We start from the raw sequence: 12232 nt of genomic DNA on the forward strand, positions 1-12232 counted from the left end.
GGTGATGGCCGCAAACGGTGCCGACTTCGGCGTGCTGGGACCGCTGCAGATCTGTGTCGACGGTGCACCGGTGGCCCTTGGCACGCCCAAGCAGCGCGCCGTGCTGGCCATGCTGCTGATCAACCGCAATCGCCCCGTCGCGACCGACGCCTTGATCGAAGCGGCGTGGGAACAGTTTCCGCCGCCGGATCCGAGGGCCAGCCTGCACTCCTACATTTCGAATCTGCGCAAGCTTCTCGCCGGCATCGGCGTCGACTCGCGCACTGCGCTCGCCAGCGCGCCGCCGGGATACCGACTGAGTGTGCCCGAAAACTGTTGTGACATTGGCCGATTCATATTGGACAAGACAGCGGGCGTGCAGGCTGCGGCGGCCGGACGATTCGAGCAGGCGTGTGACCACCTGACGGCTGCCTTGGCGCAGTGGCGCGGTCCGGTGCTGGAAGATCTGCGTGACTTCGAGTTCGTCGAAAACTTCGCCACCGCGCTCGTGGAAGACAAGATGCTCGCGCACACGGCACTCGCCGAGGCCGAGATCGCCTGCGGGCGAAGCTATGCCGTCATCGGCGAGCTGGAACGGATGACCGCCGAATATCCTTATCGCGAGCCGCTGTGGGCGCAGCTGATCAGCGCCTACTATCTCTCCGAACGCCAGTCCGACGCGCTTGACGCCTACCGGCGGCTGAAGATCACGCTTGCCGACGATCTGGGTATCGACCCGAGCCCCACCATCCAGGCGCTCTATGAACGGGTTCTGCGCCAACAACCGCTCGACGTCAAGCGGGTCGCCAGGACCACCGCCATTCACACCGCCAACACCCTCGACCAGCGGACCGCGATAAGCGGGGCATCTGCGGTCGCCCGGCTCCGCGACGGCGGAGGTACCGCATATCCGCTGGTGGCTGCCGCAACCCGGATCGGGCGTCTACCCGACAACGACATCGTTCTCGACAATGCGAACGTCAGCCGCCATCACGCCGTCATCATTGACACCGGCACCAGCTTTGTCATCTCGGATCTGCGGTCGGCCAACGGAGTCGACGTGCGCGGGCAGCGGATCCGCGCCGGCGTCACTCTCACCGACGGCGACCGCATCCGGATCTGCGACCACGAGTTCGTTTTCGAGGTGGTGACGCCCGAGGTGTAGCGCAATTCGCGGTGGGACACACCGACTGTGGCTTAGGGTGAGTTCGCCCGGCACATGCAAAAGGAGCAAAGGATGAGTGGCACCGAAGGGGACTCCCGTGTGGGTACCACGTTCGGCCGCTACCGACTGCGTCGGCTCCTCGGCAAGGGCGGCATGGGCGAGGTGTACGAGGCGGAGGACACCGAGAAGGACCGCATCGTCGCGCTGAAAGTGTTGCCGGAAGCGGTGTCTCACGATCCGGTGTTCCGCAAGCGGCTGCGGCGGGAGGCGCATTCGGCGGGCAGGTTGCTCGAACCTCACGTCGTCCCGATCCATGACTACGGCGAGATCGACGGCGTGATGTTCGTCGACATGCGCATGATCGACGGCACCGATCTGCGCAAAATTTTGAAGAACTACGGCCCGATGACGCCGGCCCGCGCGGTGGCGATCGTGCGTCAGATCGCCTCCGCACTCGACGCCGCCCACGAAGCGGGCATCATGCACCGCGACGTCAAACCCGAGAACATCCTGATCACCCGCGACGACTTCGCCTATCTGGTCGACTTCGGTATCGCCAACGCCGCCACCGACGAGAAGCTCACCGAATTGGGTACGGCGGTAGGGACATACGCGTACATGGCGCCGGAGCGGTTCACTAACGACGAGGTGACCTACCGTGCCGACATCTACGCGCTGGCGTGCGTGCTGCACGAATGCCTGACCGGATCGCAGCCCTATCCCGCCGACAGCGTCAGCGTGGTGATCACGTCGCATCTGATGCAGCCGATACCCCGGCCCAGTGTCATGCGACCCGGGATCCCGGCTGCCTTCGACCACGTCATCGCCCGCGGCATGGCCAAGAAACCCGCCGACCGCTACGCCAGCGCCGGCGATTTCGCGGCCGCGGCCAATGACGCGCTGACACAACGCGATCAGGACCAGGCCGCCGACATATTGCAGCGCAGCCAGGAAGCGACGATGCCCGGCTATGCGGGGGCCATCGGTGCCGCGTTGGCCAACCCGGCGGCGACGCCGGCGCCCTACCCGACGCCGCCGCCTCCCACCCCGCCGCCGTTTCGCGCCGCGTCGGCACCCCACGGGCAGTGGAATACGCCGACGCCCGGCGCGCCCAAGCCGAAGAGCACGACGTGGATCCCGCTGGCCGCCGCGGCCGCGGTGTTCGTGCTGGTGCTCGGCGCTCTGGGTGCGTGGTGGCTGGTCAAGAAGGACGATTCGTCGAACACCAGCGCGGCCAGCAGTACCAGCAGCACCAAGGCCACCACCACGAAAACGAGGCCGACGAGGACGTCGGCACCTCCGGTGAACGCCGAACCGTTCGACGCCAAACTGCTTTCCGCGTTGCCGGACAGCTACGACCCGGGTGCCTGCAAGCCGGCGCATCCGCCCGCCACCGGGGCGCTGGCCACCGTGGACTGCGGCGAGACGAACGTCCCCACCGGCCCGAAGGCCGCGCGCTATTCGTTGTTCGCCGACAAGGACACGCTGGACCAGCACTTCACGGACGCGATCGCGCAGAATTCGGAGCTGGTGAAGTGCCCGGGCAGCGACCTCGACTCGCCTACCGCGTGGCATTACAACGCCAACCCCGACGAGGTCGCCGGCCAGGTCGCCTGCGGCACCTACGACGGCAATCCCGACATCACGTGGACCAAGGATGCCGACCTCGTGCTCGCCGACGCGCAGGGGCCCAACCTGGAGGATCTACACAAATGGTGGAACGACGTCGGCTGAGCGCGGCAGCCCCAAGAAATCTCCAAGAATCCGTCAAGAGCGTCGTCGGACGCTGATGTCGCACCGGCACAACGGCCGGGTATCGACATCAAGGAGCCGCCAATGTTCGCCACGCATCGAGTTACCACATTCGCCGTTACCGCGATCGCCGCCACGGGCCTCGGCCTGGCCGCCTTCACCGGCGCGGGCACCGCAAACGCCGTGTCCTCGGCCGACGACGAATTCCTGGCCAACATACGCAAAGAAGGCATCTCGTACGACTCGGCCAAGACGGCCGTCGCGAACGCGCATTACGTGTGCGGCTCGATCGACGACGGCGCCGATCCGCTCGACCTGGGTGACGAGATCCTCGCCAACACCGACCTGACCACACACCAGGCCGCCGTGTTCGTCGTCGAATCGGTCTTCAGCTACTGCCCCGAGCACGCCAGGCTGCTCCCCTAGCCCTGCCTCCAGAGGCCCCGGCCGGACCCACCTCTCCCCGGCCGGGGCCTCGTCGCGCTATGTTTCACCTCGACCGCGCAGTGCAGCGAAGGGATGGGTCGAAATGCCAAACAAGGTTTTCGTCGTCGGGGTCGGCATGACGAAGTTCGAAAAGCCCGGCCGCCGTGAAGGCTGGGACTACCCCGACATGGCGCGCGAGTCGGGCACCAAAGCGCTCGAGGACGCGGGCATTCATTATTCCGAGGTCGAGCAGGGCTTCGTCGGCTACTGCTCGGGCGACTCGACATCCGGCAACCGGGCACTCTACGAGCTCGGCATGACCGGCATTCCGATCGTCAACGTGAACAACAACTGTTCGACGGGTTCGACGGCGCTTTTCCTTGCCGCGCAGACGATCCGGGGCGGGCTTGCCGATTGTGCGATCGCGCTCGGTTTCGAGAAGATGCAACCGGGCGCCCTGGCTGGCGGCGCCGAGGACCGCGAGTCGCCGTTGGGGCGGCACATCAAGGCGCTGGCTGCAATGGACGAGTTTGCGTTGCCGGTGGCGCCGTGGATGTTCGCCGCCGCGGGCCGCGAGCACATGCGCAAATACGGCACCACAGCAGAGCATTTCGCGAAAATCGGTTACAAGAACCACAAGCACTCGGTGAACAACCCGTATGCGCAATTTCAGGAGGAGTACACCCTCGACGACATCCTGGCCGCGAAGATGATCTCCGATCCGGTGACCAAGCTGCAGTGCTCGCCGACGTCCGACGGGTCGGGCGCGGCGATCGTGGCCAGCGAGGCGTTCGTCGACAAGCACGGCCTGGCCGGGCAGGCGGTGGAGATCGTTGGGCAGGCGATGACCACCGACTTCGAGTCGACGTTCGACGGCAGCGCCAAGAACATCATCGGTTACGACATGAATGTCCAAGCCGCACAGCAGGTTTACGACCAGTCAGGTCTTGGGCCTGCGGACTTCCAAGTAATCGAGCTGCACGACTGCTTCTCCGCCAACGAACTGCTGCTGTACGAGGCGCTGGGCCTGTGCAGCGAGGGTGAGGCGCCGAAGCTGATCGACAACGGCGAGACGACCTATGGCGGGCGCTGGGTGGTCAATCCGTCGGGTGGGTTGATCTCGAAGGGTCATCCGCTGGGCGCCACCGGCCTGGCCCAGTGCGCGGAGCTGACGTGGCAACTGCGCGGAACCGCGGACAAGCGTCAGGTCGACAATGTCACCGCCGCCCTGCAGCACAACATCGGGCTCGGCGGCGCCGCGGTGGTGACGGCATACCAGCGCGCCGAGCGCTAGCTTCCCTCCGCGAGCAGACGCGAATGCATCGAATTGGCGGCGTGTCGTGTGCGTTGGCGTCTGCTCGCCGTTGAGACTGGCGCTTCTATCCACAGATCTCCGATGAGGTATTGGCCACCTCTGCGGCTGCGGACAACATCGATGAATGTTCATCGAGGAGCTGTTCATGGCGACAGGCGGAGTCGCCACCAGGCAACAGCTGCTGACCGTGATGTCCCGGGGCACGCTGATGTCTCACATCAAGTCCGGTGCGCTCGTGCGTGTTTGGCGCGGTGTCTACGCGTTGGCGCCACCCGACACCCGCACCAAACTCGTCGGGCTGGACTTGATCGCACCCGAGCGGATGGTGGCCTGTATGAACACAGCCGCGCAGCTGCACGGCTTTGATACCGAGCCGGACCAACGCATTCACGTACTCGATCCCGGAGTGAGGATGCGACCGGTAGCAGGCCTCGTGGTCCACCAGAGAGTGGGTGCTCCGCTGATTCGGGTGCGCGGTCGCCTCGCAACAGCTCCGGCGTGGACGGCCGTCGAAGTTGCGCGGACGCTGAGACGACCACGCGTGCTGGCTGTCCTCGACGCTGCGTTGAGGTCCGGCACCTGCAATCGCGAGGAAATCAGCGCAGCCATCCACGAGCAGGCAGGGCGGCGAGGCATCGTCAAAGTACGCGAGTTGATCGCATACGCCGACGGCCGAGCCGAGTCGCCGATGGAGAGCGAAGCGCGGCTGGTGTTCATCGACGGCGGCCTGCCGCTACCGGACCTCCAATTTGAGGTCATCGACAGGTGCGGGGATCTGTGGCGCGTTGACTTCGCATGGCCTGACGCGATGCTCCTCGCTGAATACGACAGCATGGAATGGCATGCCAATCCTGCAGCCGTCAAACGAGATCGAATCAAGACTGCGCGACTGCAAGAATGCGGATACTCAGTGATGCCCATCGTCGTTGACGACATTCGACGAACTCAAGCCGATCTCGTCGCACGAATTTTCGGATACCTCGATCGTGCGACCCTTGTCGGCTGAGCAGACGCAAACGCATCATGTGATGCGGCGTGTCGCATGCGTTAGCGTCTGCTCGCCAGGGACCGTCAGTCGCGCTGTTCGATGACGTCGTAGGCGTTTTCGGCGTAGCGCGCCCGGATCGTCTTCTTGTCGAACTTACCGACGCTGGTGAGCGGCACCTGGTCGATGAACGCCCACCGCTCGGGCAGCCACCACCGGACGACCTTGTCGCAGAGGTAATCCCGTAGCTCCTTCGCGCACACATCGGCGCCTTCGTTGACGACGACGACGGCTAGCGGCCGCTCCTGCCAGCGCTCATCGGGCACCGCTACGACTGCAGCCTCGGCGACCGCGGGGTGGCCCATCAAGTGGTTCTCCAATTCCACCGACGAGATCCACTCCCCACCGGACTTGATGACGTCTTTCGCGCGATCGGTCAGCGTGACGAAGCCGGCCGCGTCGATGCGGCCGACGTCGCCGGTGTGCAGCCAGCCGCCGGCGAACTTCTCCTCGTCACGGCCGCCGTAGTACGCGCCGGTGACCCACGGGCCCCGCACCTGCACCTCGCCGACTGCCTCGCCGTCGTGCGGCAGCGGATTGCCGTCGTCGTCGACGATCCGCGCCTCGACGCCGCACACCGCGCGGCCCTGCGTGGCACGCTGCGCCCAGTATGCGTCGCGGTCGGCGCCGGGCAGCGGCCGCGCGATCGTCGCCAGCGGGGAGGTCTCGGTCATCCCCCACGCTTGCACGATCGTGACGCCGTGCTTGTCCTGGAACGCCTTCATCATCGACGTCGGCACCGCAGACCCGCCGCATGTCACCAGCCGCAGCGACGAAATATCATGTCCCGGAGAGCTTTCCAGGCAGTGCAGAACGTCGTTCCAGATCGTCGGCACCGCGGCGGCGACCGTGGGGCGTTGCGTTTCGATCAGGTCGATCAGCGATTTCGAGTCGAGGAACCGGTCGGTCATCACCATGCCCGCGCCTGCCATCAGAGCGCCGTAGGGCATGCCCCAGGCGTTGGCGTGGAACATCGGAACGACGGGCAGCACCGTGTCGGCGCACGTCAGGCCCACCGCGTTGGCGGTGTTCGTCATCATCGCGTGCAGATAGCTCGACCGATGGCTGTAGACAACGCCTTTCGGGTTGCCGGTGGTTCCGCTGGTGTAGCACATCGCAGCGGCAGATCTCTCGTCGAGCTGCGGCCATGCGAACTCCGGCGACTCCGCCGCCAGCACGTCGTCGTAGCGGACGATGGTCTTCCCTGAGTCCGATAGCGCGTCGATGTCGCCGTCACCGACGACCACTAAGGTGTGCACCGTCTCCAGCAGCGGCAGTACCGGCGCCAGCGCAGCGGTCAACGACAGGTCGGCGATGACGATCTGATCTTCTGCCTCGTTGGCAATGAACGCGATCTGTTCGGGCGAGAGCCGGATGTTGAGCGTGTGCAGCACCGCGCCCATCGACGGGATGGCCAGGTAGGCGGTCAAGTGCTCGGCGTTGTTCCACATGAACGTCGCCACCCGCTCATCGCCCGAGATTCCCATGCGGCGCAAGGCATTCGCCAGCCGTCCCGCCTGCTCACCGACGTCACGAACGGTGGTGTGTCGGTAGCCGTCGCCGGTGGCCGTCGTGACGGTGCGATCGCCGTGCAGATCGCAAGCGTGCCGCATGATGGCGGCGATCGTCAGCGGGACGTCCTGCATCGTGCTGTCCATCGGGTAACCCCCTGAAGACTTCGTGCGCCGTGCCCGACGCGGCCAGATGGACGCGATGCTAATCCGGCGCTCAGGCGGTGTCGGCGGTTCCGTCCGATGACCCCTCGTCGCCCCGGCGGCGCCACCGATCGAACCAGCGCCACCGCCACGCCGCCCTGCGCCGCGGCACCCGCCGGGCACTGCGCAGCCGCTCCAGCTCGACGGGCTCGAACGGCTCGACACCGACGGCCTCGAGCGGCGTTTCCTCCAGCGAGTGCAGCCGTGAGTCCTCGGTCAGAAAGGCCTGCGCCCAGCCCCCGGGTACACCGACGATGCCCTGCTGCCGAGCCGCCTCGCGCAGCACGTCACCGAGCTCGGCGGCCAACAACTGCCGGATCATGTCGGCGCCCTGGCGCGGGTTGGCCAGCATCCACGAGTGGTAGGCGCCGGGCACCCGATACAGCGTGGCGTCGGCGCGCTCGGCCATGTCCAGCGCGCTGTCGAATGGAACGACGAGGTCGTTCTCGCCGTGCACGACGATGGTCGGCACGCCGTGCTCGCGCATCGCCTCCAGCAGCGGCGAATAGTCGCCGGAGTCGATGATCGCCCGCAGGGCGCCGGGCAGCCCGAGCGGCGTGCGCACATTGCGGGCCAGCGCACCCGCCATCTGCCGCAGGTAGCGGTTGCGCTCGGGGGCGGGCAGCCGGCGCGGATCGCGCGGCGCGTCATAGGCGGCGTTCAGCACCGCCTGCACGGCCCGTCGAGGCGAACGCACCGGCGCCCGCACCGACTCATCGAATGCCGAGCCTGCGGCGGCGTTCAACAGCACCGCGGCCACCACCCGCTCGGGCGCGATGGCCGCCAGCTGGACGATCATCCTGCCGCCCATCGAATGCCCGAGGAAGACCGCCTTGCGGACGCCGAGCGCATCCAATGTGCGCATCGTCAGCTCGACCCGATGGCTCATGTCGGCAGCATTGCGGGGCAGGTTCGGGGTGACGCCGTGGCCTGCCGCGTCGAGCGCGACGACCAGGAACCCCATGCCGGCCAACCGGCTCAGCAATCGCACGTAGGCCCGCCCGCTGAGCGCGATGCCGTGCAGGAAGACCAGCGGCACACCTTTGCCACCGACGGTGACGCCCACCTTGTGCCCGTCGTCGAGAGTCAGGACGTGGTGGGACAGCCGGACCCGGGCAGCCGTGGCCGCTTGCGGAGCTACCGATGTCTGACTCACATCGTCATGGTTCCCCATTCGCGGAAACCAATGCCATCCCCTGGTGATGTGGGGTTGATTACGAGGCCATCGATCAGCGATGAACCTCACGACACGCGCGGGGAGTGTCGACGGGGAACCAATTGCATGTCGCTCGCGATGTATGTGAGGGATCATTGATCCCAACCAGCGAAGAGAGGTGCGGTCATGAGGTGGACGCTCGCAGCTGCGGCCGTCGGTGTGTGCGCTGCGGCCGCCGCGCCTGTCGGCGTCGCGTCGGCCGATGAGGACGCCCAGGCGACGATCAACCGGCTGCGCGACGAGGGCTACACCGTCAACATCGACCGCATCGGCACAGCACCGATGAGCGAGTGTGTGGTGACCAACGTCCGCAACCCGAAACAGGTGACGCAGTGGGTGCCCTACGTCGGCCCAGGTAATGCCGGCCACGACCGGCCGCTGGTGCTGCAGGTCGTCAGCCAGTCCATTTCGGTGACGTTGGACTGCAACGGCCGCTGATACCTAGACGGTCGCCGGCTCCCGCTGCCGAAGCTCCGGTGCAGCGCTCACGTTCACGCTGATGAGCCGCTCGGTCTCCATGTCGCTGAGCGCCGACGCGACAGACAGCACCGTGATGGCGCCGGCGTGGTCGGCGACGTACAACCGGGTGCCGTCCGGGCTGACCGCGACGCAGGACGGCTCTGCGGTCACGTTGAGTAGGTCGATGACGGAATTGGTCTCCGTGCACATGACGGCGACGTGCTCATAGTCGGTGATGTAGAGGCGTTCACCGTCGGCGCTGAGCGCCATCTGCATGGGCGCCCCGCCGATGCCGACCTTGGCGGTGATCTCGTTGATGGCGGTGTCGATGATGTCGACCGAACCGCCCCACTGCGTGTCGAAGCTGGCCACGTAGATGAGCGCGCCGTTGCGGCTCAGCACGATGTCCCTGATCGGTGATGCGATGGGCACGTCGCGGACCACCCGGCCGTTGGCGGCATCAACGACGAACATGGTGCCGCTGACGGCGTCGGAGGTCGCAACATAGACGAGGCGTCCGTTGGGGCTGACCCGCACGGCGTCGATCGTGCGGCCAGCGGCGTCGGCGAGGTCGATTGTGCGGGTTCGTCCGAACGTGTTGATGGCGACGAGACCCAGGCGGTCGTCGGCGATTCGCGCGACGAAGATTCGGGTTGCATCGGGGCTGACGGCGACGTCGGTCGCGATGCCTTCAACCGGATGATTGGCGATGACCTGCTTGTTTACCGTGTCGATCGTCGCGACCGAGTCGTAGTGATGCCCGGAGATCGTCACATAGGCGCGGCGTTCGCCGGCGGTCACGAGGTGAGGTTCGACAGGCATGTCGATGTCCGCCTCGACGATCATCGCGTGGGCGTCGATGAGAGAGACGCTGCGGTCGCCGTAGTGGGTGGCAACGATCGTCGCGCCGTCGGCGCTGACCGCCACGTCGGCGATCGGGCCGCGGCCGATGTCGACTGCGGTGAGCACGGCGTATTCGGGGTCTACGGCCGCGGTCCCGGTGGGGTCCGTATGGACGGTGTTCTTATGCATGGCGGTATTTGCCCTGTTCATCGGTTGCTTGTGCCGGTTTGGCTACGTTCGGCAGCGATCACGAATAGATGCGCGTGTTCGGCGCAGGTCCCGACCGAGTCTAGCGACGAAAATTCCACCGTCGAGTAAGCCTGACGATGGATTCTCATCTCAGGGATGTTTTGTCTCAGATAATGCTTAGAAAAGCGTCCGTTATGAATTTGTTACGCCGCGTAGGCAAATAGGAAAACGGCCCTGACGTGTCGGGATATTCCCGAGGCAAGGGAAGTTTCGGAATGTGACGAATGAGGTTCAAAATCAGATTCTTACTTTTCGCCCCGAAAATGAGATGCAGAACACATTATTTGCGCTCAGCAAACTCGTGTCGGCCGCGCCTCACCGGGGGATGACGTCCGAGCGCGTCACAGTCGGCGCTAGGTGCGGCCGCCGCCGATGTTCGCTGGAACAGCCCGCGGCGGTAGGGCGCCGGATCTTGACGATTCTGGCTACGGCCGCGCGCCCGGCGGTGGAGTATCGATTCGCAGACTCGTCATCCTCATCGTCCTCGTTCTGGTTTCCGCCGCGTGTAGTCGGAACGAGCCACCACCGCCCGCACAATCTCCCGCCCCCGAGACGACGTCCTCCGTCGGCGCGCAGAGCCCCGCGGGCACGAGCGCCGGCATCCCCGACCCGTGCACGTTGTTGAGCGACACCGACGTCACCGGGCTGACCGGTCGCGACATCATCCAGGTCGATAGGGATGGCGACGCGACCGCGTCGACGCGGTACTGCCAGTGGCAGCAGTCCGGGGGCCAGCTCGCGCTGTTCGTGACCCGAACCGCACCCGCGGATTTCACGACCGCATGGGCCGGGTCGCCATCGCTACCGGGAATCGGTGACGACGCCTACTGGCGCGACTGCCACCTGTTTGTGCTCGTCGGCACGATCCAGCTCGACGTGTACGCAAGTGGCGGCGACGATCAGCAGAACCAGGCCGAATCCGAACAGGTCGCCGAAGCGCTCCTTCCGAAGGTGCGCGGCTTTTCCTGATCCGCGAGACGGTGACACGTTGGCGCGTACCGCCTCCAAAAGGCCGCTTGCTCCGCTAGTTTCGGCGTCGTGGCCGAGCTGATGAATCGCCAGATCCTGCTTCGACGCCGTCCCGTCGGGTTGGTCAAGCCCGACGACACGGAGGTGGTCACGACGCCCGCGCCCGACATCGCTGAGGGTGAAGCGTTGCTCAAGACCACCTACATCGGGATCGACGCAGCCGCACGCACCTGGCTCGACGACCAACCCGGCTACCTGCCGCCGGTGCAAGTGGGCGAGGTCATCCGCGCGGCGGGGATCGGCGAGGTGGTGGCGTCGCGCTGTGGCGCCTACGCCGTGGGTGACGTGGTCACCACCCTGACGGGATTTCAGGAGTACGCGATCATACGCGACGACATCTTCGCCACGCCGGTCGAGGGCTACACCGACCAGTTGGCGGTCATGTCGGTCTACGGACCGACCGGTGCCACAGCCTATTTCGGCATGACCGGCGTCGGCAGACCGCAGCCCGGAGAGACGGTCGTGGTGTCGGCGGCGGCAGGCGCGACGGGGTCGGTGGCCGGCCAGATCGCCCGCATCGCGGGTGCCCGCGTCGTGGGCATCGCCGGGGGCCCGGAGAAATGCCGGGCGGTGGTCGACGACTTCGGCTTCGATGCGTGCATCGACTACAAGTACGAGGACGTGAAGGCCGCGCTCAAAACGCACTGCCCGCGAGGCGTCGACGTGTACTTCGACAACGTGGGCGGGGCGATCCTTGACGCGGTGCTGGGCCGCTTGGCACACAATGCCCGGGTGGTGCTGTGCGGCGTCATCTCCAGCTACTTGACCGGTGAGCACCCGGGACCGGCGAACTACGTCAACCTGTTGGCGAAAACCGCGCTGATGCAAGGGTTCAATGCGCTCAACGAGTGGGGACGCTTCGACGAGGCGTTCGCGGCGCTGAGCGGCTGGGAGCGGGACGGCCTCCTCACGCACCGCCAGACGGTGTACGACGGCCTCGAGTCGTGCGTGGAAGCGCTCAACGGGCTGTTCACCGGAGCGAACATCGGCAAGATGCTGGTCAAGGTCAGCGAACCGACGCCGGCGTAAAGTTGTTGAC

General features: G+C 66.0%; 11 protein-coding genes. 8 read left to right on the forward strand and 3 right to left on the reverse strand.

Annotated features, from left to right (window positions below; genetic code table 11):
• The first annotated feature begins 4 nt into the window (after window positions 1-4).
• The 5 genes from A5651_RS01370 to A5651_RS01390 all read left to right on the forward strand — a co-directional run bounded on the left by A5651_RS01370 (window position 5) and on the right by A5651_RS01390 (window position 5643).
• Complete coding sequence (locus A5651_RS01370) at window positions 5-1144, forward strand: BTAD domain-containing putative transcriptional regulator (protein WP_066974793.1); 1140 nt, start codon at window positions 5-7, stop codon at window positions 1142-1144.
• Window positions 1145-1216: 72 nt separating this feature from the next.
• On the forward strand, window positions 1217-2878 hold the full coding sequence (locus A5651_RS01375) for a serine/threonine-protein kinase (RefSeq protein ID WP_066974794.1): 1662 nt from the start codon (window positions 1217-1219) through the stop codon (window positions 2876-2878).
• Window positions 2879-2980: 102 nt separating this feature from the next.
• Window positions 2981-3322 (forward strand): DUF732 domain-containing protein, encoded by a 342-nt coding sequence (locus A5651_RS01380; protein ID WP_066974796.1) that lies wholly within the window; start codon window positions 2981-2983, stop codon window positions 3320-3322.
• Between the two features lie 103 nt (window positions 3323-3425).
• Entirely contained in the window at window positions 3426-4616 is a 1191-nt protein-coding gene (locus A5651_RS01385) for a lipid-transfer protein (protein WP_066974797.1), read from the forward strand.
• 145 nt (window positions 4617-4761) lie between these two features.
• On the forward strand, window positions 4762-5643 hold the full coding sequence (locus A5651_RS01390) for a type IV toxin-antitoxin system AbiEi family antitoxin domain-containing protein (protein ID WP_066974798.1): 882 nt from the start codon (window positions 4762-4764) through the stop codon (window positions 5641-5643).
• A gap of 65 nt (window positions 5644-5708) precedes the next feature.
• On the opposite strand, the gene A5651_RS01395 is transcribed toward A5651_RS01390, so the two are convergent.
• Window positions 5709-7340: a long-chain fatty acid--CoA ligase gene (locus A5651_RS01395; RefSeq protein ID WP_066974799.1), complete on the reverse strand. Its 1632-nt coding sequence runs from the start codon at window positions 7338-7340 to the stop codon at window positions 5709-5711.
• Window positions 7341-7410: 70 nt separating this feature from the next.
• A complete protein-coding gene (locus A5651_RS01400) occupies window positions 7411-8553 on the reverse strand; it encodes an alpha/beta fold hydrolase (protein WP_197496496.1) in 1143 nt (380 codons plus the stop codon).
• Window positions 8554-8739: 186 nt separating this feature from the next.
• On the opposite strand from A5651_RS01400, the gene A5651_RS01405 reads away from it, so the two are divergent.
• The gene (locus tag A5651_RS01405; RefSeq protein ID WP_066974801.1) at window positions 8740-9051 is read left to right on the forward strand and encodes a hypothetical protein; all 312 of its coding nucleotides are present in this window, start codon (window positions 8740-8742) and stop codon (window positions 9049-9051) included.
• 3 nt (window positions 9052-9054) lie between these two features.
• Here the strand turns inward: A5651_RS01405 and A5651_RS01410 are convergent, their stop codons facing one another.
• Entirely contained in the window at window positions 9055-10125 is a 1071-nt protein-coding gene (locus A5651_RS01410; RefSeq protein WP_066974802.1) for a YncE family protein, read from the reverse strand.
• A 411-nt stretch (window positions 10126-10536) separates the two neighbouring features.
• Between A5651_RS01410 and A5651_RS01415 the strand changes: the two genes are divergently transcribed.
• Window positions 10537-11133, forward strand: coding sequence for a DUF3558 family protein (locus tag A5651_RS01415; RefSeq protein WP_066974803.1), 597 nt, complete (start codon window positions 10537-10539; stop codon window positions 11131-11133).
• 69 nt (window positions 11134-11202) lie between these two features.
• Window positions 11203-12222 (forward strand): NADP-dependent oxidoreductase, encoded by a 1020-nt coding sequence (locus tag A5651_RS01420; RefSeq protein WP_082943523.1) that lies wholly within the window; start codon window positions 11203-11205, stop codon window positions 12220-12222.
• Window positions 12223-12232: the final 10 nt, after the last annotated feature.

The organism is Mycobacterium sp. 1274761.0, assembly GCF_001668615.1.
Classification (GTDB): Bacteria; Actinomycetota; Actinomycetes; order Mycobacteriales; family Mycobacteriaceae; genus Mycobacterium.

Coding starts and splice junctions, on each gene's coding strand:
- A5651_RS01415 (WP_066974803.1), top strand. CDS start 10,537: ATGTTCGCTGGAACAGCCCGCGGCGGTAGGGCGCCGGATCTTGACGAT.
- A5651_RS01410 (WP_066974802.1), bottom strand. CDS start 10,125: ATGAACAGGGCAAATACCGCCATGCATAAGAACACCGTCCATACGGAC.
- A5651_RS01390 (WP_066974798.1), top strand. CDS start 4,762: ATGTTCATCGAGGAGCTGTTCATGGCGACAGGCGGAGTCGCCACCAGG.
- A5651_RS01375 (WP_066974794.1), top strand. CDS start 1,217: ATGAGTGGCACCGAAGGGGACTCCCGTGTGGGTACCACGTTCGGCCGC.
- A5651_RS01405 (WP_066974801.1), top strand. CDS start 8,740: ATGAGGTGGACGCTCGCAGCTGCGGCCGTCGGTGTGTGCGCTGCGGCC.
- A5651_RS01380 (WP_066974796.1), top strand. CDS start 2,981: ATGTTCGCCACGCATCGAGTTACCACATTCGCCGTTACCGCGATCGCC.
- A5651_RS01385 (WP_066974797.1), top strand. CDS start 3,426: ATGCCAAACAAGGTTTTCGTCGTCGGGGTCGGCATGACGAAGTTCGAA.
- A5651_RS01395 (WP_066974799.1), bottom strand. CDS start 7,340: ATGGACAGCACGATGCAGGACGTCCCGCTGACGATCGCCGCCATCATG.
- A5651_RS01370 (WP_066974793.1), top strand. CDS start 5: ATGGCCGCAAACGGTGCCGACTTCGGCGTGCTGGGACCGCTGCAGATC.